The 22,541-nt window shown below is 41.8% G+C and carries 12 protein-coding genes and 1 tRNA gene; 8 read left to right on the forward strand and 5 right to left on the reverse strand.

The window, feature by feature from the left end:
* Positions 1-37: 37 nt before the first annotated feature.
* The 4 genes from pulA to PREBIDRAFT_RS06205 form a co-directional block, all read right to left on the reverse strand.
* Positions 38-1,951, reverse strand: a complete 1,914-nt coding sequence (gene pulA, locus PREBIDRAFT_RS06190) for a type I pullulanase (protein WP_004336357.1) — start codon at positions 1,949-1,951, stop codon at positions 38-40.
* A 58-nt stretch (positions 1,952-2,009) separates the two neighbouring features.
* Positions 2,010-4,703 (reverse strand): 4-alpha-glucanotransferase, encoded by a 2,694-nt coding sequence (locus PREBIDRAFT_RS06195; protein ID WP_004336360.1) that lies wholly within the window; start codon positions 4,701-4,703, stop codon positions 2,010-2,012.
* 274 nt (positions 4,704-4,977) lie between these two features.
* Positions 4,978-6,312, reverse strand: coding sequence for an SLC45 family MFS transporter (locus PREBIDRAFT_RS06200; protein ID WP_004336362.1), 1,335 nt, complete (start codon positions 6,310-6,312; stop codon positions 4,978-4,980).
* A gap of 106 nt (positions 6,313-6,418) precedes the next feature.
* Positions 6,419-7,450: a LacI family DNA-binding transcriptional regulator gene (locus tag PREBIDRAFT_RS06205; protein WP_004336364.1), complete on the reverse strand. Its 1,032-nt coding sequence runs from the start codon at positions 7,448-7,450 to the stop codon at positions 6,419-6,421.
* 281 nt (positions 7,451-7,731) lie between these two features.
* Between PREBIDRAFT_RS06205 and PREBIDRAFT_RS06210 the strand changes: the two genes are divergently transcribed.
* The 4 genes from PREBIDRAFT_RS06210 to PREBIDRAFT_RS06225 all read left to right on the forward strand — a co-directional run bounded on the left by PREBIDRAFT_RS06210 (position 7,732) and on the right by PREBIDRAFT_RS06225 (position 15,296).
* Complete coding sequence (locus tag PREBIDRAFT_RS06210; protein WP_004336366.1) at positions 7,732-10,764, forward strand: SusC/RagA family TonB-linked outer membrane protein; 3,033 nt, start codon at positions 7,732-7,734, stop codon at positions 10,762-10,764.
* A 46-nt stretch (positions 10,765-10,810) separates the two neighbouring features.
* The gene (locus PREBIDRAFT_RS06215) at positions 10,811-12,454 is read left to right on the forward strand and encodes a RagB/SusD family nutrient uptake outer membrane protein (RefSeq protein WP_004336368.1); all 1,644 of its coding nucleotides are present in this window, start codon (positions 10,811-10,813) and stop codon (positions 12,452-12,454) included.
* A gap of 19 nt (positions 12,455-12,473) precedes the next feature.
* Entirely contained in the window at positions 12,474-13,670 is a 1,197-nt protein-coding gene (locus PREBIDRAFT_RS06220; protein ID WP_036875647.1) for a SusF/SusE family outer membrane protein, read from the forward strand.
* A 264-nt stretch (positions 13,671-13,934) separates the two neighbouring features.
* A complete protein-coding gene (locus tag PREBIDRAFT_RS06225; protein ID WP_004336372.1) occupies positions 13,935-15,296 on the forward strand; it encodes a dipeptidase in 1,362 nt (453 codons plus the stop codon).
* Between the two features lie 198 nt (positions 15,297-15,494).
* Here PREBIDRAFT_RS06225 and PREBIDRAFT_RS06230 read toward each other — a convergent pair whose 3' ends face one another.
* Positions 15,495-17,198 carry a S41 family peptidase gene (locus PREBIDRAFT_RS06230; protein WP_004336373.1) on the reverse strand — a complete coding sequence of 568 codons (1,704 nt, stop codon included), beginning with the start codon at positions 17,196-17,198 and terminating at the stop codon, positions 15,495-15,497.
* A gap of 190 nt (positions 17,199-17,388) precedes the next feature.
* Here PREBIDRAFT_RS06230 and PREBIDRAFT_RS06235 point away from each other — a divergent pair.
* The 4 genes from PREBIDRAFT_RS06235 to PREBIDRAFT_RS06250 all read left to right on the forward strand — a co-directional run bounded on the left by PREBIDRAFT_RS06235 (position 17,389) and on the right by PREBIDRAFT_RS06250 (position 22,540).
* A tRNA-Asn gene (locus PREBIDRAFT_RS06235) sits at positions 17,389-17,462 on the forward strand.
* 664 nt (positions 17,463-18,126) lie between these two features.
* Positions 18,127-18,273 (forward strand): aminotransferase, encoded by a 147-nt coding sequence (locus PREBIDRAFT_RS06240; protein WP_238295899.1) that lies wholly within the window; start codon positions 18,127-18,129, stop codon positions 18,271-18,273.
* 49 nt (positions 18,274-18,322) lie between these two features.
* Positions 18,323-20,203: a hypothetical protein gene (locus tag PREBIDRAFT_RS06245; RefSeq protein ID WP_004336857.1), complete on the forward strand. Its 1,881-nt coding sequence runs from the start codon at positions 18,323-18,325 to the stop codon at positions 20,201-20,203.
* Positions 20,204-20,662: 459 nt separating this feature from the next.
* Positions 20,663-22,540 carry a DEAD/DEAH box helicase gene (locus PREBIDRAFT_RS06250; RefSeq protein ID WP_004336855.1) on the forward strand — a complete coding sequence of 626 codons (1,878 nt, stop codon included), beginning with the start codon at positions 20,663-20,665 and terminating at the stop codon, positions 22,538-22,540.
* The last annotated feature ends 1 nt before the right edge of the window (position 22,541 follow it).

Below are 22,541 nucleotides of genomic sequence, written 5' to 3' on the forward strand. Positions count from 1 at the left end.
TATATTAAAATAGGCTTATTATAAGATTTCAATACTCTTAGTTGTGTAGGATCAGTGCTGATTGGCGATCTATCATCACTTCACCCCCTTCCATCTCACCAAGACCACTCTCTTTTACCTGTCCATTTGCGCAGACAATAGTATATTTTCCTGTTGGGATTTGTACCGATTTGAGGTCATTGCTACCATTAAGGATCACATAAATGTCTTTCCATTGGTCGCCTCCTGCATGATTTTTAAGTCGGAAAGCTACTAAACAGTCTTGCGTTGGTAAAAATTCTAGGTGCTGACGAACAAGGTTTGCATCACCCAAGCGAAAGGCTTTATGTGCCTTTCTAAGTGCTATCAATCCTTTGTAATAATCGAATACATCGGGGTAAGTTGTTAGGTTGTTCCAATCAAGATGATTGATTGAGTCAGGCGATTTAAATGAATTATGCACCCCTTTCTTATCTCTTAACATCTCTTCACCTGACAACATAAACGGAATACCTTGTGAAGTAAACACCGCTGTTTGAGCCAATTTATCCAAGCGTATCAGTGCTTCCTTGTCGTACTCTGCTTCAGGAATAGATGTTTTGATGCGATCGACAAGGCACATATCGTCATGGCAACTCACATAAGCTATCATTTGTGTAGGTTGAAGTGCCCAAGGCTGTTTAGAATAGTTTACCTTTGAATAGTCCACTTGTGGATGAGCTACCATACCAGCGATGCCTGCTTTCACACTTTCCTCTAAGCCTTTTACACCACCGAGGAAACCTGCTTGATGATCATCGGAGAAAGGACCGCGTAGCGCATCACGCAAATCGTCAGAGAAAGCAGCAATACCATGTAGTTTAGGGGTATTTGCTTTTATAGCCAACTGTTCGGTAGGAATGGCACAAGTACCAGCACTCCACCCCTCACCATAGATAAATATCTGTGGGTCGATGGCTGAAAGTTCTTTGCGAACCTCATTCATAGTTTCAATATCATGCACCCCCATAAGGTCAAAACGAAATCCATCAATATGATATTCGTCCACCCAATACTTCACACTCTCTAGGATAAACTGGCGCATCAAAGGCTTTTCGCTAGCCGTTTCGTTACCACAACCACTGCCATTGCTAGGCTTTCCATCTGCAGTGTAGCGATAATAAGCTCGTGGATAAGTACGTTCAAAGTTGCTATTTGCGATGTCCATAGTGTGATTATATACCACATCAAGGATTACGCGAATGCCTGCCTTGTGCAAAGCCTGCACCATTTGCTTAAACTCCGTAATACGTCTTGTAGGCGAATTTGCATCATACGAGTAGCTACCCTCTGGCACATTATAGTTTAATGGGTCGTAGCCCCAATTATATTGAGGCACATTTGGTTGCGACTCATCTACCGAAGCATAATCGAATGAAGGCAAGATATGCACCGCATTGATGCCCAATTCCTTCAAATGCTTGATAGCTTTCTGTTCTGTTAAGGCAAGAAACTTGCCCTTATGTACCAATCCTGAAGATGGATCTATAGAGAAATCGCGGTGGTGCATCTCATAAATCACAATATCGGCAAAACTCTTTGTAGGCACTCTTTGGTCGGTTTCCCACCCTGTTGGGTTAGTTTCCTTCATAGCTACCACAGCTCCTCGCTTGCCATTCACGCCTACTGCCTTAGCGAAAACACCAGGAGTTTCACCCTTGCCAATGTCAAACGTGTAGAAAATGCCACGCAGGTCGCCATTCACCGTAGCGCTCCATTTGTCTTTTCCAATCTCCTTCATCTTCACCTTTTTATACGCTTTTCCTTTTTGTCCATCTTTATAAAGACGTAAAACAGGCTTCGAAGGCGCATTAAGGCAGAATGTAGTGGCTTGTTTAGTGTAGCTCACTTCGTTGAAAATACCCTGTGCTTTTACCCCTTGTGCTAGTAAAATAGAAGCAAAGGCAGCAACTAAGTAATGTCTTATTCTCATATTTTTTTATTTGCTAAAGACCTTGATGCTTCTAAAAACATCAAGGTCTAGGTTATCATTATCTATACGAAGAACAAACCAAATCGACCACATTACTAGTGAAATCGTTTCTCTTCATTAAGTCTTCTATGTTGATGTGCATTCTGTAACGCCAATAATGCTTAGGGTTAGCAGGGATGTTTATGCGTTCAGCGTTGGGATCTTCTAAGCGCAATTGTTCGTCAATGCTCATCCAGTCTTGTATACCTAAGATGCAAAGCATTGAAGGCGAGTTAAGATGACGACTCACAATGTCGCGTGCTAACCACCCCGGTAATGGGTGAGGAGCTGGCCCTCCTTGTTGTAGCATACTATTAAAATAAGCCTGAGCACGATCCCAATCCTCGTCCCACCATTGTCTAAGTGTTGCCATATCATGAGTAGAAATGGTGCAAACACTGCGATATGGGTTTTGTGCTAAATAGCCGAAGCGCACTTTTGGATCCTTGGGCATACTTTGAATTTCTAGGCTTAACACTTTCAATTCGTTCATAACCCATGCCACACAATCAGGGATCATGCCTAAGTCTTCGGCACATACCAACATTCTTGTGGCATTGATAAGCTTAGGGAGCTTTTTCATCGCCTCTTGATACCAAAACTGATTGTTGCGGCGGTAATAGTAATCGTTGTAAAGACGGTTGAAGGTTGCCTTGTCATGATCGTACAAACTTTCGTAAATCAATGACAATTGAGCTGTGATGCGTGGGTGGAACAAGTGCCAATTCTTATGATCACGCACAAAGAGGACATTGCTGATTAAGGCGTAAAGTCCCTCACGTATCCAGTTGTCCGTAGGGGTATTCTTGCCTTCGAAAGCAGCTTCCACCTTGCGTTGTGTGTCAAACTCCTCACGCATCTTATACCTATCGCCCCATGTACGTTCTACGTATGTGTTGCGCACATAGTTGGTATGCTCGCCAAAGATACGCTCCAAAATCCAGTCGGTAATAAATGGTTCGGTGAAAAATTCTTCTTGCCATTGCAAGCCATAGCCCTCTACCTCCTCACGACTCATACCTAACGATGGCGAGAACTGTCCTAACAAACCGTGAACAGAATTAACGGGTATTTCCCAAATGCGGAAAAAGCCCAACACGTGGTCGATGCGATAAGCATCAAAATACTTCGACATATTTTGGAAGCGACGTACCCACCAGCGGCAATCGTCCTTTACCATCTCGTCCCAATTGTAGGTAGGGAATCCCCAATTCTGACCATTTACAGAGAAATCATCGGGTGGAGCACCAGCTTGTCCATTGAGATTGAAATAGCGAGGTTCTGCCCAAACATCACAACCATAGCGGTTTACACCGATAGGAATATCGCCTTTTAAGATAACATGGTGTGCTTGTGCATAGGTATGTACAGCCTTTAGTTGTGAACTCAATATAAATTGTACATAATAGTAGAAAGCCACTTCCTCGAAAGCCTTTTCTTTTGGTGAGCTTAAAGCCTGACGATCGGCTTCGTTCCACTGCTGGTTAGTACCCCATGTAGAGAAATCTGCTGTACCAAATTTTTCTCTTAACAAGCAGTATTGCGCATAAGGTACCAACCAACTCTCTTCCTCTTTGAAGAATTTCTTAAACGCTGCACTCCCTAAAACCTTCTTACCTTCTTGCTCAAATATATCTTGTAGGTAAGCTGTTTTTGCTTCGTTTACACGTTCATAATCAATCTGTGTAAGCGCATTTAGCTCCTTACGCAACACTTCATAGTGCTTCTTTTTCTTTGTGTCCTTGATAGCTGGGAGCAAAGTAAGATCGACATACTGTGGGTGGAGTGCAAAGATAGAGATACACGAATAGGGGTATGAGTCCGTCCATGTATGGGTAATGGTGGTATCATTGATAGGCAAAATTTGCAACGCACGTTGCTTGGTAAGGCTCACCCAGTCGATCATTTTCTTTAAATCACCAAAGTCGCCCACACCGAAACTATCCTCCGATCGTAGTGAGAATACTGGTACTAATGTGCCTGCCACACGCACAGGAGGCATAGCAAACGCAGCTTCGTCTAGCTCCATAGCAATGGCGTTGCCCTCTTCCATTGCTATAATTTCTATTGTTCGGTTATCACGGCTTTCCCAAAGCGGTGTATACTCTTTCTCGTCATTGCTTATAAAGAGTTTGAAATCGATTGTGCCAGGAAGCAAGCTTGTAGCATCAATATCAATGCTCCACTCGTTAGTATTGTGTTGCACCATAGGCAAAGCCCGCTTAGTGTTCCATGCTCCGAGCAAAATATGCGATCCCGAAAGCATCAGTTTGTCCCCCGTGCCAAGCTGTGGTGCGCGTACTTTAAGCGTTATTGTTTTGTTATATCTTTGATTGGGCACTTTTTCTTGCGCCTTGTTAAAGACACTATCGGTGATGGCTGAGCTGTATAAAAAAGCATTTTCAGGAATATTGTTCCAATGGTCGTAAATGTGATAAGCATTAGCATTCTCCGCACTAAACGTGATGCGATGTAGCAATACCGACCATTCGCGGCGTGTTTCCCTTTCGCCCTCTTCTATACTGTAGAAGTATTCTAGGCTAGTGCCAGGCTTTACTTCTTTATTAATTTCCACTCCCCAGTGATAACCATCTGTGGTGTGCATTCTGTAGCGAGCCGTTTCCACCTCACCTTTGTGTATATTGGTAACAAGGTTGAGAATGAGATCTTGCCCATAAAATGTGCTGTACTCAATGTTAAACTGTATGTTCATATATCATTTTGGCTTGCGCCTTTAGTTTTTATGCTTGTTAGAAATATTGGTTTTATACTGAAAACTTATTGATTGATGTTGTAGAATATGACCTTTAACTTGGTAAAACCATACCTTTTAACTATCAAAAGATGATGTTTTGGATAGAAAAATAATTTATTTTTAATTCGTTTTTAATTTATTTTTAATCCGTTTTTAATTTATTTTTCTGCTCAAAACATAAGTTTTTATCGTTTAAAAGTTTACCTTTTGCTGTATGAAAGATTACGTTTTATTAAACAGTTGCTATTTCTTTGCGCTCCTTGATGATGCTAACACACAGCGCACCAGCGATTAAAGCCACTCCGGCAAGGATCATCATACTACTCTGAACCGATCCTACGATAGATAGCAGGACACCTCCCATAAGTGCAGCCACGATTTGTGGAATGCAGATAGTACCGTTGAAAAGTCCTAAGTAAGCACCCATGTGTCCGTATCCCTCTAAAGCATTGGTTACGAAAGTGAAAGGCATTGCAAGTATAGCCGCCCATGCACAACCAATGAGTACAAAAGGTACGAACATCATATATTGGTCATGAACGAAAGCTGTCATAATAAAGCCTGCGGCTCCAATTAATAGCGAAAGTGCGTATGCCATTTTGCGACTCTTAAATTGGGGCAAAACGATAGCCCAAACTACCGACCCAATGGATTGAACGGCAAAGAGTACGCCCACCCAATTGCCTGCTTCTTGATACCCAATAGTACTAGTGGCGTTGTGGGCTAGCATATCTACGCCCCAGCAATTAGCAGCTACAGTGCCGTTGGTATAAGTCCACATATACATAAAGGCAAACCAACTGAAGAACTGTACCAAGCCCACTTTCCAGAAAGTAGCAGGTGCTTTCTTTAATAATGTAATCCAACCCACGCTTTCTTCCTTCTTCTCTGAATTAAGATTGTGGTATTCGGCATATTCTTTTGGAGGCATTTCCTTAACCTTTGACGTTGTATAGATGACACAGAGGATGAGGATAGCAGCACCAATGTAGAAGGAATAAACTACAGAGTCGGGGACGATACCTGAAGGAGCAGTGTTGGCAATGCCAATGAAAGTAAAGAAGAAGGGGAACACAAAGCCCACTATCGAGCCTGCATTGCAAAGGAAGCTCTGAATGGAATAAGCCAAGCCCTTTTGCTCCTCGTTTACCATATCGCCCACTAACATCTTGAAAGGCTGCATTGCCATGTTAATGCTAGTGTCGAGAAACATCAAGGAAATGAGTCCGAACACCATAGCTGTGCTAACAGCCATTCCGAAAGAGCCAGCGTTAGGAAGCAAGCACATAACAAGAACGGCTGCTGCTGCACCCACAAATAAATAAGGTATGCGGCGCCCAAAGCGTGTCCATGTTTTGTCGGAAAGTATTCCCACAATAGGTTGAACAAGGATACCCATGAGTGGGGGAAGTATCCAGAAATAACTGAGGTTATGAGGGTCGGCACCTAGTGTTGCAAAGATGCGTGAAATGTTAGCACTCTGAAGCGCGTAAGCTATCTGCACTCCAAAGAAACCAAAGCTAAGGTTCCATAATTGCCAAAAGCTAAGATTGGGTTTTTGCTTCATGATTATTTTATTTATCTTGATAGTTAGTTTGTTATTTGTCTTGACGATTTTATTTTTCTGTTCGGAGCTTTTTCTGCTTGTAGTATACTCTCTTTATGGCGTTTCTTCAAGCTTTTTTTGTTGTCCCTCGAAGTATTAAGCGGGTACGCACAATTCGCTTTTCTATCTTATTTTTCGGTGTAATCCCTTCCACCTTATCTATTAAGATATTAGTAGCCTCTTCGCCCACTTTGTGCCCACGTTGCTCCACAGTGGTAAGCATAGGGTCGCAAGCCGTTGCTCGCTGTCCATTGGTGAAACCACAAATGGAAATATCTTCGGGTACTTTATAGCCCATTCGTTTGCACGCATAGAGAATGCCGATAGCGGTATCATCGTTGACTGCAAAGAAGGCATCTGGTGGTGTGGGGTACTGCATAAGGACAGGCGTGATGGCTTCGGCATCTTCTCGATTGTCGCATCGTTGGATAAGGCTTTCTTCAAGCGTAAAACCATGTTTGCGCAGAGCGTCATGGTAGCCATTATAACGGTTTTTGCCTATCTCTAAATCGACAGCTGTCCCATAATAAGCTATGTGTTTACAGCCTGTTTCTATTAAATGGGTTACAGCATTGAAAGCCCCTATATAGTCGTCTACTACCACACGGCTAGCATCAATACTAGTGCTAATACGATCGAAAAAGACGAGTGGAATGCCCTTTGTTTGTAATGCTTTAAAGTGATTGGCGTTGGTGGTGTGCTTCGATTGTGATACAATCACACCACAAACCTGTGCCTTTATAAACGATTGGCAAATCTTTACCTCGCGCTCAAAGTCTTCATTGCTCTGTGCCACCATAAGCTGGTAGCCACGTGCAAAGGCAGTGTCTTCGATGCCAGAAAGGATAGAGGAAAAATAATAATGTGTAAACTGAGGCAGAATTACCCCTATTACTTTAAAAGGTTGCACCTTACTTCTACGCAGGCTCTCTGCTAAAATATTAGGTGTGAAGTTATGCTCTTCGGCATACCGTCTTATTTGTTCGCGCTTTTCTGGCGATATACGCGGATTGTCTTGCAAAGCACGCGACACCGTAGCCACGGAAACCCCGAGGCTTTTCGCTATATCTTTCATTGTGATTTTAGCTGTTTCGTCCATACGTTTTTATGTTATTTAGTGCTTTGTCTTAATGACATGACAAAAATACATAAATTAGTTATAGGCATTGACGCATATCAATTGCTTTATTAAAAATTAACGATGCAAACGTTTGCGCAGATAAAACACAAAATAAACAAATGAAAATGAATACTAATATAAACTCGTTGTATATCTTTGCATTGTGAATACATCACTTGTGATGTGTTTGCATACTACAACCTTCGAGTAAAAGTATTACTACAAATAAAATAAATAACAATTAACTTAAAGTCAACAAGATGAAAAAGGGTAAGTTTAACTTTCCTAGTAGACTAGCCTCCCTGACCGTAGGGTTGGTTATTTCTGCTAGCGCTTTTGCGCAATCAACTATCAAAGGACATGTAAAGGATTCTACGGGTGAGCCAGTAATTGGGGCATCAATTCTTGTAGATGGTACTACTACTGGTACTACCACTGACCTTGATGGTAACTTTGTTTTGAACGTGGCACCCGGTACTCCCCTAACGATTTCTTACATTGGTTTTGCAAAGCAACATGTAAATGCTACTGACGGACTAGTGCTTGTAATGAAGGAAGATCAAGCTAAACAAATGAACGAAGTAGTCGTTATTGGTTATGGTGCTGTAAAAAAGAGCGACTTAACTGGTTCGGTTGCTGCGTTAAAGCCAGATACTAAAAACAAGGGTCTTGTGGTTAACCCACAAGATATGTTAGCTGGTAAGGTAGCAGGTGTGAGCGTTATTAGCGATGGTGGTGCTCCGGGTAGCGGTGCTAACATCCGAGTTCGTGGTGGATCTTCACTGAATGCTTCTAACAATCCATTGATTGTAATCGATGGTGTGGCAATGGATCAGACGGGTATTAAGGGTGTAAGCAATCCGCTCTCATTGGTAAACCCACAGGATATTGAGTCTTTCAATGTTTTAAAAGATGCTTCTGCAACAGCTATCTACGGTTCTCGTGGTTCTAATGGTGTTATCATTATTACAACAAAGAAAGGTCGTAAGGGCTTGAATATTCAGTATAATGGTAGCTTAACAGTTAGTACAAAGGTAAAAAATATTGAAGTTATGGACGGTGATCAGTTCCGTAGCTTTGTAACTAATTTGTTTGGTGAAAAGAGCGAAGCTGTTTCTAAGTTGGGTAATGCTAATACAAACTGGCAAGACGAGATAACTCGTACCGCTGTAAGTACTGATCATAATATCGCTGTTTCAGGTATGGCAAGCTCATGGTTGCCTTATCGTGTCAGCGTTGGATATACCAATCAGCAGGGTATTATCAAGACTTCTAGTTTTGAACGTTTTACTGGTGCTGTAAACTTAAACCCATCTTTTCTTGATAATCATTTGAAGGTGAACTTGAATGCTAAAGGTATGTGGACAAGAAACCGTTTTGCAGACGGTCAGGCTATTAGTGCTGCTCGTGCATTCGATCCAACACAACCTATTATGGCAGATGGCTATGAAAACTTTGGAGGATACTTCCAATGGTTAGATGGCGGTGATGCTTTACATGATAAAACATGGCCAATGACTTATTACTCTTTGGCTCCTAAAAACCCTATGTCTATCCTTAATCTAAAGAACGATCGTTCGATAAGTCGCGACTTCTTAGGTAGTGCAGACATTGATTATAAGGTACATGGTTTTGAAGACTTGCGCTTACACTTAACAGCTGGTATTGATGTGGCTAGTGGTAAGCAGTGGACAGATGTTGATCCTCACTCTCCTATGGCTATTTACTATGGTTCTCATGGTTGGGAAACACAGCTAAAGCGCAACTCACAGTTGTCTATGTATGCTCAGTATTTCCACGATTTCAATGATAAGCTAAAGCAGCACTTTGATATTATGGGTGGTTATGAGTGGTCGCACTTCTGGCATAACACACACAATCGCTATTGTGGTTATTACCCTTCAACCAACAATGATCCAAAATTGGCTGGTACAGAATATAAGCGAACATTCTATGATTATGCAACAGAAAACTATTTAGTATCATTCTTCGGACGTGCTAACTACTCTCTCTTGGACGGTCGTTATATGTTTACAGCTACTGTTCGTGACGATGGTTCTTCTCGTTTCAAGAAACACTGGGCTATGTTCCCATCGTTTGCTTTCGCTTGGAGAGTAAAGGACGAAGCTTTCTTGCAAAAAGCTGAATGGTTGTCTGACTTGAAACTTCGCCTATCTTGGGGTAAGACTGGTCAGCAGGAAGGTATTGGCGATTACAATTACTTTACAAGCTATAGTATGAATACAGGTAGCGAATCTCTTTATCCTATCGCTGGTGATGGCTCATTGGCACGCCCAGTGGCAATTAATGAAGACTTGGTTTGGGAGAAAACAACCTCTTATAATGTAGGTATTGATTGGGGTATTAAGCGTCAGCACCTAACAGGTACTATCGACTGGTATTATCGCAAAACCTCTGATATGCTAAATAATACTGCTGTGGCAGCTATGCAAAACTTCAAAAATATGATTTTGAAGAACATTGGTTCTATGACAAATAGCGGTATTGAAGCAAGTATCCACTGGTTGGCTGTAAGTCAAAAGGATTTCAACTGGACAATGGATTATAATATTACTTATAATCATAACGAAATAACAAGTTTGGCAAGTAGTGATGATCCTAATTACTTTGTTCCTACAGGTGGTATTTCTGCAGGTATAGGTGGTAATGCACAAGCACAACATGTGGGTAATGCCGTTAATTCTTTCCATGTTTTCCAACAAGCATACGATGAAGCAGGTAAGCCCCTAGAAGGTGTAGTTGTAGATCGTAATAAGGATGGTAAGATAACCGATGAGGACAAGTATTACTATAAATCTCCAGCAGCTCCTGTAACAATGGGCTTTGCTACACGTGCAGAATATAAGAATTGGGACTTTGGTTTCGCTCTTCGTGCAAATATTGGTAACTATGTATATGCTGATGTGTTCGCAAATGCACAGAACGTAAGCTCAAACGAAATCTTTAGAGATAAGAAGGCACTTGTTAACCGTCCTATTTATAACCTCGCTAATAGTTGGCAAACAACAGATACTAAGGGACTTCTTTCTGATCGTTGGGTGCAGAACGCTTCTTTCCTAAAGATGGACAACCTAACCGTAGGCTACTCTTTTGCTAATCTCTTTAAGGGTAGCAACTATAAGGGGGCATCTGGACGTGTGTATGCTACAGTAAACAATGTGTTCTGTATTACTAAGTACGATGGTATTGATCCTGAAGTATTTAATGGTATTGATAATAACCTTTATCCACGTCCTATCTCATTCATCCTTGGATTAAACTTAAATTTCTAATTAACAAGAAATATAGGAAAAGATAAATCTATCAAAATATACGAAGATGAAAATTAATTATAAATATATATATTCAGCAGCAGTAATTGCATTATCTATGGGATTATCAAGCTGCGTTGGCGACTTAGATGTTAAGCCTATTGATCCTAACGTGCATATCACAGAAGAGGTTTCGCCAAATTCTGCCTTCAATAAGGTTTATGCAACATTGGCAATGACAGGCAATGGTGGTGCTAGTGGCGACTCTGATGTTGATGGTATAGATGGTGGTACTAGTGGTTTTGTACGCCAGTTATTCAATTCACAAGAGCTTACTACTGATGAAGCTATCTGTGCTTGGGGTGGTGATGAAGGTGTAAATAACTACAACTTCAATACCTATGATGCTTCCCACCCAATGTTGAGAGGTTTGTATTATCGCCTTACAACAGGTATAAGTTTTTGTAATAATTATTTGCACGAATATGCAGCTCATGATAAGACAATGACAGCCGAAGTGCGTTTTATCCGCGCTTTAGAGTATTATTATCTTTTGGATGGTTGGGGTAATGTTCCTTTCTCTACAGAGCTTGATAAGCAAAAGCCAAAGCGTATTAAGCGTGCCGATCTTTATAAGTGGTTGGTTGACGAACTAGCTAAAGAAGTTTTACCTAATCTTAGCGAGGCTAAGCCTAAGAAGTCAGGTGAAGCTGGCTATGGTCGTGTAGATAAAGCTGCTGCTTGGTTGTTGTTAGCTCGACTTTATTTAAATGCTGAAGTTTATACCGGTAAAGCAGAATGGGCTAAAGCTGCTGAGTATGCTAATATGGTAATGAAATCGGATTATAAGCTTTATGGAAAGGAAAATAAGAAAGGGCAATGGAGCGCTTACCAACAACTCTTTATGGGTGATAATGGTGAAAATGGTGCTTCTGTAGAAGCTGTATTCCCATTGTTGCAAGATGGTTTGACAACTACTTCATGGGCAACAACTCTCTTCCTTATGGCAAGTACGAGCGATGGTAATGCACATTTGAAGAGCAAGAACGAAGCTGCTCTCGGTGTAACAGAGAAATGGAGTGGTAACCGTATGCGTAAGCAACTTGTTCAAAAGTTCTTCCCTAATAATGACGCTCCTGAAGTAAGTGCTGCTGAAATGCCTGAGAAAGCAAAGGATGATCGTGCAATCTTTGATGCTGTAGGTCGTAAGCTAGAGAATGGCGATAACACGGCAGCTGTAGGTACTTTTACAAATGGTTATGCTGTTTGTAAGTTTAATAACTTCAAGACAGATGGTAGCAAAGGTCATAGTTCACAATTCCCTGACACCGACTTCTTCTTAATGCGTTCGGCTGAGGCTTACTTGATATTTGCAGAAGCACAGGCTCGTTTGAATGGAAATACTGCAACAGGTGATGCTGCCGCTGCTATTAACGCTCTTCGTGATCGTGCAAATGCAAAAACTAAAAATGAATTTACGCTAGATGAAATCTGTGATGAATGGAGTCGTGAGTTCTACTTTGAAGGTTTGCGCCGTACCACACTGATACGTTTCAATCGCTATGCTGGTGATAATGTAAATTATAACTGGGATTGGAAAGGTGGCGTTAAGGAAGGTCGTAACATAGATAAACACCTCAATTTGTTTGCTATTCCTACAAGCGAATTGAACCAAAACAAGGAAAACTTAATTCAAAATGAAGGTTATTAATCGCATAAACAATATCAATATGAAATCAATATTAAATTTATTGCTTTTTGCAGGATTATTAATATTCTCTGCGTGTGATAAGGATTTGGTTGATAATCCTACATATAAAAAGCCTAGCACATTTGCTTTACAAACCCCTGAGTTTGCTAAAACAACCGTTGATCTCAAAGAGGTTAAGGACGGAATGAAATTCTCTTGGGATGCTGCCGACTATGGTTTCCCTGCAGCTATAGAGTATGGCATTCAGATGTCTACAACAGATAAATGGGATCGTATAGCTTCCAAAGTAGAGGATACGAACCCTGTTCCTGCTAATTATGCAAATGTAGGAAAGGCAACAGCAAGCCTTTCTACAACATTAGCAGTAGCTGATGTAGCAAAAGTTTTACAGCAATTGCAACGCTACACTGCATCTAGTGTTCCTGCTACTCAAAAGGTATATACTCGCGCATACGCATTACTTAATGGTGACTCTGTTTTCTCAAACACGTTAGAATTAACAGTTAAGCCTTATTATGTAGCGCTTGTCGATGCTCCTGTTAAGATATGGTATTTGGTAGGATCTAACTTTGGCGAAGGCAAATGGCAAACTGATGTCGTTCCATTGTTGCCTATGGGTGATCAGGTTTATGATAAGAGGACAGGTCTAGGTATTATCTCATGGACAGGCTACATCTATAAAGACTTAGAGTTCAAGCTTAGAGAGAATGCAGAAAACTGGAGTGAAGGACAGTGGGGACAGTCTAAGGGAAAACCATTTGGCACATTCGTTAAAAAGGATGGTGGTAATATCAAAGTTCCAGAAGACGGTTATTATACAGTTACTTTGGATACAAAGAACGATAAGCTTACTATTGAGAAATATAAGGGTGCAAGTTCTGTTAAGGAATTTGAACACATGTATATGCCTGGTACTTATAGTTCTTGGACACCAACTCAATCTACCAAGATGGATCCTCTCAATAAGTCAGTAAACAATAATGGTGCTGAGATTAAGCTTAAAAATCATGATTGGTCAGCAACAGTTACTTTCAAAGCTAATGCAAATAAAGGTGAAGGTGCTAAGTTTGCTGTAGACGACAGTTGGAGTTCTAATTGGGGTGGTGCAACATTCCCTTATGGATCAGGTGGTGGTAACAATATTCCATATAAGGCAGGTACTTACAAAGTATTCTTCAACGATATTACAGGACAATACTCTTTTGTAAAGCAGTAGGTTATAAAAATAAATTAAATAGAGTAAAAGTGGGGGGAGACTTACCAGTGATGGCAGGTCTCTCTCTTTTTTGTTTTATCATTTCCGTTTGTTTATCAGTATGCGCTGTATGAGCTATGTTTTCGCTCGGAATATAAAATAAATGCCGACATTTATTTTATATTCCACTTGTTTGTACTATCTTTGTGCAATAAGCGTGGAGACAATAAAATATTATATTTTCATTCATTGTTAAGAAATTTACTAACTTAAAATCTAAAGCAGATGATAAAGAAATATGTCGATGAGAACGAAGGCAGAATGCTCGAGGAGCTATTTAGCCTTATTCGTATTCCTAGTGTAAGTGCTCAACCTGAACATAAGGAGGATATGGTGCGCTGTGCCAATCGTTGGAAGGAGCTATTGCTTGCTGCGGGTGTAGACAAAGCAGAGGTAATGCCTTCTAAGGGTAATCCTATGGTATATGCTGAAAAGATGGTAGACCCCAAGGCTAGAACCATTCTTGTGTATGGTCATTATGATGTAATGCCAGCCGAGCCACTAGAGCTATGGAGAACGCAGCCTTTCGAGCCTGTTGTTAAGGATGGTTATATCTGGGCGCGTGGTGCTGATGATGATAAAGGGCAGTCGTTTATTCAAGCGAAAGCTTTTGAATACCTTAATAAAAACGGCTTGTTGAAGCATAATATGAAGTTTATCTTTGAAGGTGAAGAAGAAATAGGTTCGGGCAGTTTGCCCGCTTTCATCGAAGCGCATAAGGACTTGCTCAAGTGCGATGTGATACTTGTTTCAGATACTACCGTTATTGCTCCTGATACACCTTCTATCACTACGGGATTGCGCGGTTTAGCTTATTGGCAGATAGAGGTTACTGGTGCCGATCACGACTTACACTCTGGTACTTTTGGTGGTGCTGTGGCTAACCCTGCTAACGTGCTTTGTAAGTTGATAGGAGATGTTACTGGTCCTGACGGTAAGATACGTTTCCCTGGCTTCTACGATGATGTAGAAGAAGCTTCTAAGGAAGAACGCGACCTTGTGGCTTCTATTCCTTTTGATATAGAAAAGTATAAAAAATCAATGAACATTGACGAGGTGTTTGGTGAGGAAGGCTATAGCACTATTGAGCGCACAGGTTATCGCCCATCGTTCGATGTTTGTGGTATTTGGGGAGGTTACATGGGTGAAGGTGCTAAGACGGTTATCCCTTCTAAGGTTTATGCTAAAATCTCTACTCGCCTAGTACCTCATCAGGACTACAAGAAGATAGGTCAGTTAGTGATCGACTACTTTAATCGGGTGGCTCCAAAGACCGTTAAGGTGGATATTAAGTTGCTTCACGGTGGTTATGGCTATGTTTGTCCTATCGACTTCCCTGCTTACATGGCAGCAGAACGTGCCTTTGAAACCGTCTTTGGCAAGCGTCCTTTGCCTGTGCGTATCGGTGGCAGTATTCCTATCATCTCTACTTTTGAAAACTTGTTGGGCGCAAAGAGTTTGTTGATGGGCTTCGGTTTAGAGTCTAATGCTATTCACTCTCCTAACGAGAATATGCCAATAGATCTTTGGAAGAAGGGCATTGAAACCATTATCAACTTCCATCAGGAGTACGACAAGGAAGCATAGTTTATAGCATAAATGCTAAAATAAAATAAGCATATAGAATAATGTGGGTGTACCCGACAAGTGGGTACACTCATTTTTTTTGTAAAAAATATTGATAATGTGTAAATAATTTTTCGAGAAATTTTATCTCAAGCTATATTCAGTAATTACCCCTTTTCGTAATATCTTTGAGCTATTGCAAAACTTGTAAAAGGATACTTACTTGTGGCTTTCTGTGGTCTGCTTCGCTATAGTAGGTGCTAACACCTTATTATATTCGTCCTCGTTTAAAAGAAGCTTTATAGCTGCTTGCCACTGCTTGTCCCATTGCAGAGAATTTTCTATTCCACCACGCTGATAATAGTAAACTCGCACGAGATCGGCACTTAATACCTGCTTTAAGGTCTTGCGATTAAACTCAAGATCCTTCGCTAAGTTATGCTTTAATTTCTTTTCTAAAGCTTCAAATTCTGGCTTAGCATCATCGTAATAACCCTCAAACTTTGCCAACTTCTCTAGCTGGTCTAGGTATTTCTTGCTCTCACGGTCGTACTTAAACCCACTATTTATTACCGTCTGCTTAAAGTCGTCATAGTCGGCATCGGTAATACTAAACGTCTTGGCTGCACCAATCGTAGGGTGATTTTTAATATATTTCATTTCCCAATTATGCATTACCTCGGTAGAATCTTGTCCTGCCGATGCTAGGTAGAAAGCTATATTAGGTAGTGAGTCGGGTTTCACTTCAATGTCAGGCTTAATGCCACCACCGTCTCTTACGATGCGTCCACCCAACGTATGAAACTCCTTTGTAAGCGAGTCGGGTACATGTTCTATGTATCCTCCCTTGTTATGCTTATAGTTTATTGCCTGAATACATCTGCCACTTGGAATATAATACTTGGCTGTGGTGAGCTTTAAACTTCCATTATAAGGCAAGTCTATAGGCACCTGAACAAGTCCCTTGCCGTAGGTGCGTGTGCCTAAGACGACAGCGCGATCAAGATCTTGCAAACTACCGCTGGTTATTTCGCTCGAACTTGCCGTCTCGCCATTTACCAATACCACTATAGGCATCACCGTGTCGATAGGTTCCATAGTGGTTTTGTAGTCTCTGTTAGCACGCTCTAGTCTGCCTTTGGTCTTCACGAGCGTTACGCCCTTGGGTACAAACATATTGACAATATTTACCGCTTCCTGCAAACTTCCTCCACCGTTATTGCGCAAGTCGAGTACAAGCTTTTGCATTCCTTGGGTTTTCATTTCGATGAACGCACGGCGAACATCCTTTGAACAATCGGTTGTAAACTGGTTTAAGCTTAAATAGCCAATACCATTTTCCTGCAAACCATAGTAAGGCACTGCAGGCATTTGGATGGCTCTGCGGGTAATTTTTAGCTTCATCATCTTATTCGTAGTAGGGCGAAGTACCTTTAAGATAAAGCTTGTGCCAGCGTCGCCACGAAGATGTTGGCTAACAAACTTGGTATCTTTGTTCGTAATATCAATGTTGTCGATAGCCAACAGAATATCGCCCTTCTTTAGTCCAGCCTCAGCAGCAGGTTGCTTCTCGTAGGGTTCGTCAATGGTAACACGCTTTAAAACCATGTCGTAGCGTATCAAGGCACCAATACCAGCATATTTACCCGTAATGAGCAAGTCGAGATCCTTTACATCTTCAGCAGGGTAATATACGGTGTATGGATCTAAAGAGCGCAACATATAGTTGATACTCCCACCTACAACATCATCGGCATTAAGCGTATCTACATACATCATGTCGAGGTATTTGTAAATGGCAGAAAATGTTTCCATATTCTTTGCCACCTTAAAGTTGTGATCCTTGTCGGTTGTGTTTTGCGCTAATGCCGAGGGGATCATTGTTAAAAGGCATAGCGAAAGTGATATAAATATTTTCTTCATCGTCTTATTTTGGTTTCGTATGATATGTCCTAATGATACCAACAAAAGTACATATATATATTGTGAAACCTTCCCCTTTGCCCCTTATTTTAGAAAAAAATACACCAAAAGCATATTTTTTCACGAAAATGTTTGGTGGGAAAGAGAAAAGTCCTTACCTTTGCAACCGCTTAAAAGAAACAAGCACACTGCTTCAGTAGCTCAGTTGGTTAGAGCACCTGACTGTTAATCAGGGGGTCGTTGGTTCAAGCCCATCCTGGAGCGCAAGAAAGAGAATTACTTCGGTAGTTCTCTTTTTTCTTTATGTCTATTTATTTGTTACTTACTCCATAGTTGGGGCAGGGTACATTCTGTTTTTAATGATTAGCGATAACCTTTTGTGTTTAAAGGTGCCACTTGATTTGATGCTCCTCTGAAGTTTTCATCCTTTTTCTTGTGAGTTATCAAAAATCTACGTACCTTTGCACCTAAATATAACTGTCGGAAAATGAGCAAATTAGTAACTATAACCCACCCACAACGGCTTGGCAACAAAGCGCAAGGATGTTGTGCTGCTCGAAGAAATTCATCTTTCTTCGACACTTTTAACGTGGATTATTTGGTACATTCAAATAATTTGCTAACACACACACACACACACACACACACACACACACACACACACACACACACATTAGACGTACCGACCGTCTATTACCTCTTATTTTCGTTCATGTACGCGTGCGTGAAGCGTTGCGTCACATCCACTTAGAAAAGGTATGCCGCAAAGTGCCTCTTCTGTTTGCGCATGCCCGTTTCCCCACATCAATATCCTAAAATCATACCTTCGCAGGTTCTATATATAAAGAGTTTTATAAATACATAAAAACATTAAAAGATAGGAAACATGAAAAAAGAGTATCAAAGTCCAAGTATTAATGTCATCTCCATGAAAGTGGAGAACCGCTTGCTCGAGGTTAGCACAACGACCACTGACCCCAAAGAAGGGGGTGACCCAACAGGTAGTAATGTCGAAACTCCAAATCCGTTTACACCATCTGGTGCCAGGGCTGAATCGCCTCGCGTAGAAGAATAAGATGTGATAATAACCACACCAAGTAACAAACTTTGAAAAAACAAATACAATGAATACAAAAAAGAAATGGTTTACGGCAGTCGGCTGCGCAATCGTAGCACTGTCTGTTTGTACAGCATGTCAAGATGATGACATAAACCAACAATCAACAGACCCTGCAACCAACGTGCATACATATCGCATCGTGGCAGATGTGGATGCCGCACCTGACGGAAAAGGCACACGTGCTTTGACGGAAGATGCATCCAACCTTATTCACTCGGCTTGGCTGCAGAACGACAAAATGATAGCCTATTGTCTGAAGGACAATAACAGTAGTAAAGAAAAACAGTACAGCTTGCTGCAGAGCGCTACGGAAGGAAAAGGAAGCCTATTCGATGGTACGTTCAAAGCCGTCAACACCATCACCACCAATGATGAAATTTGTTTCTTCTATCCTGGGGCTGCATCGGCAGGCAAGGGTGCCACTATTAACTCGACTATGAGGTTCATTGGCGATGGAAAGACAGCTCCTAAGGATTTGGTTTACTACGAAAGACAGCCAACGATTAAGCAAACAGTAGAGCTGAACCTCACTGAGCAGGACGGTACGGCCAAAACCATCGGTGAGAAGTTCGACTATCAATGGGCGAAAGCCAAACCTTCCGCTGTCAACGGTACTGACGTAAAGGTTAGAGGGGCCAAAATGCAACGACAGATTGCGATTTGGGGTCTTCGATTTGCCAGCAAGGACGCTGGTGTTCTGAACAGCATCGACTCGGTTTATATCACTGGTGTGAAGTCACTCGACGTGTTCGACCTTGGTACGGGTCAGTTCATTGCAGACAATACTAACGACGAGAACAACAACATTGTACTGAAGCCAGCCAATAATGGCAAGTTCACCTCTGCCGGAGGTAAGTACATTTACGCTGCCATACTGCCAGGCTCTTTCGCAAGAGTGCTGATTACAGCCTTTGTGGGCGACAAATGTTATGCACGAGAATATAAAGTCAACTTAAAGGCCGACAAAGTGTACCGCACCGATGTGATCAATATGGAGCAGGTTGTGGCTAATCCATACGTTGACGTGCAGGGCGTGAAATGGGCGACAGGTAACTTTATCCACTATGGTAAGCTTGGTTCGGGCAAAGACTATTGGGGCATTGCACCCACACAATGGTGGATATCGCAACACTACATTCAGGGCACCAAACCTGGACAATGGACAACCTCACAGTTTACATCTAGCCCTGTTTCCACACCCGAAGACCTCGACTTGTTCAGATTTGGTGACATCCACGACCCTACCAACGCAACAGCTGGTCATTTCAAGCAAGGTAGTATCGACATCGCTAAGAAGTTTTATGCAGAAGCTGGTCCTTTGAAGAAAGACGAGATACCGTATGGACCTAAGGTTAAATATGGTGATATCGTTTGGTATTATACCATGCATGACAATCAAAAGTATCGCATGCCGAAGGGCGATGAGTTACAGAAGCTCTACAACGATGCCAACGTGATACCTGCTTACTGCTACTCTAACCATGGTCTGCGCATATATGGTGCTTTCTTCTACACCAAAACTGGCGGAACTCGCAAGAAGACCTTCCCCACACGCGTCAATGCTTTGTATAAATACAGTAATGTGACAGCATTGGTACGTGCCAACAAGGGACTTTTCTTGCCTATCACAGGATTGCGAGTTGCTGGCATAGGTGGTACTACAATAGGTTATAGGGACATGACATACACCGCTGGAGCATACGGGCAGTACATGAGTTCTACCGCACAAACCTCAGGGCTGTCAATGGACTTCTTCTTCGGTCCTACCGAGTGGAACTACTCGGGCAATGCCTGCGGACAAGCCAAAGCCATTCGTCCAGTATGGGATCCATCGAGCAGCGATACACCGAATCCAGTTTTCGATGCATTCAAGGATATTCACTAAATCAAAGGCCTGACGGCTGAAGTCTGATGACAGAAAGTTCACTGCGCATCAGACAAAGAACATAACGCCTGCCTCTCCAGACAGCGACCATGGTGGTTGCCAATGGAAAGGTAGGCGTTTTTGGAACTTGCATTCAAATACGTTTTATAATTTTGCACTTGTTGGTTGATGCTACGGTACGATTTAAATAGCGATAATTCTTTGATTTATAATTAGTTTTATTCGTTTTTTTCGATCAATAAGCGTACCTTTGCATGCTGAAAAGGGACGTACCACCTAATAAGGCAAAGTTGGCACTAAAAGTGTTTAAAAACTTTCGTGTGGGTACTAATATACGCATAAAGCTCAAGAGCTTCCTATATTAGTGATTAATAGCCAACTAGGTTTCAATTGTTATGCGGGTTCGTTTGGTGGTTAGTTTCCTTTTTCATTTTAGGATAATAATAAAAACAAACGAATTTGAAGACTTTTGAAGAGTTAGGTGTATGCGAAGAGATTCGCAAAGCCATTGAAGAGCAGGGATTTGAACATCCTATGCCAGTACAGGAAGAGGTAATCCCTTATTTATTAGGTAATCGTAACGATGTTATTGCGCTAGCGCAAACGGGTACAGGTAAGACTGCTGCCTTTGGTTTGCCACTTTTACAGCGTATTGATACGACTACAAAAGAAACACAAGCCATTGTTTTGAGTCCTACGCGCGAGTTGTGTTTGCAAATTGCAGACGACTTGAAAGACTTTGGTAAGTACATTCCACATCTACACATTGCAGCCGTTTATGGTGGAACATCTATTGAAACTCAGATCAAGGAGTTGAAGCGTGGTGTTCAGATCATTGTGGCTACTCCTGGTCGACTCATCGACTTGATGCACCGAGGTAAGGCAAAGCTAGAAAACGTGCGTAATATGGTGCTTGATGAGGCTGACGAAATGCTTAATATGGGTTTCCAAGAGAGCATTACAGAGATCTTGAGCGGTGTGCCAGAGGATAGAAACACCCTGCTTTTCTCTGCTACTATGAGCAGAGAGGTGGAGCGTGTCGCTAAGGGCTATCTACACGATTACAAAGAGATTGTTGTGGGAAGTCGTAACGAAGGTGCTGAAAATGTAAACCATATTTATTATATGGTAAATGCGAAAGACAAGTACCTAGCTTTGAAACGACTAGTAGATTTTTATCCAAAGATCTATGCTATTATCTTCTGTCGCACCAAGCTGGAGACACAAGAAGTAGCCGATAAGCTCATCAAAGACGGTTATAACGCAGAGGCTTTGCATGGCGATTTGTCGCAACAACAGCGCGATTTGACGATGCAGAAGTTCCGTTCACATCTTACACAAATTCTTGTAGCTACCGATGTGGCAGCTCGTGGACTTGATGTTACCGAGCTAACCCACGTTATCAACTATGGTTTGCCCGACGATATTGAGAACTATACCCACCGTTCGGGTCGTACAGGTCGTGCGGGAAAAAAGGGTACTTCTATCTCTATTATCCACAGCCGTGAGAAGTATAAGGTACGCAATATAGAGCGTGTTATTAGTAAAGAGTTTATCGATGGCACATTGCCTTCAGCGGAAGAAATATGCAAGAAGCAATTGTTTAAGTCTATGGACGACATCTTAAAGACCGATGTTGATGAAGAGCAGATAGCCCCTTACGTTAAGGATATTAAACGACAGTTTGAATATATTGATAAGGAAGACTTAATCAAGAAGATCGTTACCGTAACCTTTGGTCGTTTCTTGGATTATTATAAGAATGCACCCGAGATAGAGAAACCTACAACACAGAACGGTAGAGCCGACCGTCGTGGAGGTAGAAACGATAGTCGTGGTGGTCGAGGTGGTGAAAGAAGCGATCGCAGTCGTGGTTCTCGTAAGGCGGAAGCTGGTTTCAAACGTTTGTTTATCAATCTTGGTAAAGACGATGGTTTCTATCCTGGTGAGGTAATGCAGTTTATCAATAAGAATGTACATGGTCGTCAGGCTGTAGGACATATCGACTTATTGAAGAAGCAAAGCTATATTGAGGTACCTGAGCGAGATGCTCAAAGAGTAATGGACGCATTGAATGGTGCCAACTATAAGGGTAGGGAAGTGCGTTGTAACGATGCCGAAGAAGGTGGCAGAGGTCGCCGTTCGGAAGGCGGAGAGCGTCGCGGTCGTGGCTCACATCAGCGTGGTGGTCGTCGTCATGAAGAAGATTTTAGCCAAAGGAAATTCAAAAAAGACGATTGGAAAGGGCTTATGAGTGGTGGTACCACCAAGTTAAAGGGGGAGGAACCTGACTTCTCTGAAGAAGGCTGGGCACGTCGTCGTCCCAAAAAGAAATAAA

The sequence above is a fragment of the Prevotella bivia DSM 20514 genome, from assembly GCF_000262545.1.
Classification (GTDB): domain Bacteria; phylum Bacteroidota; class Bacteroidia; order Bacteroidales; family Bacteroidaceae; genus Prevotella; species Prevotella bivia.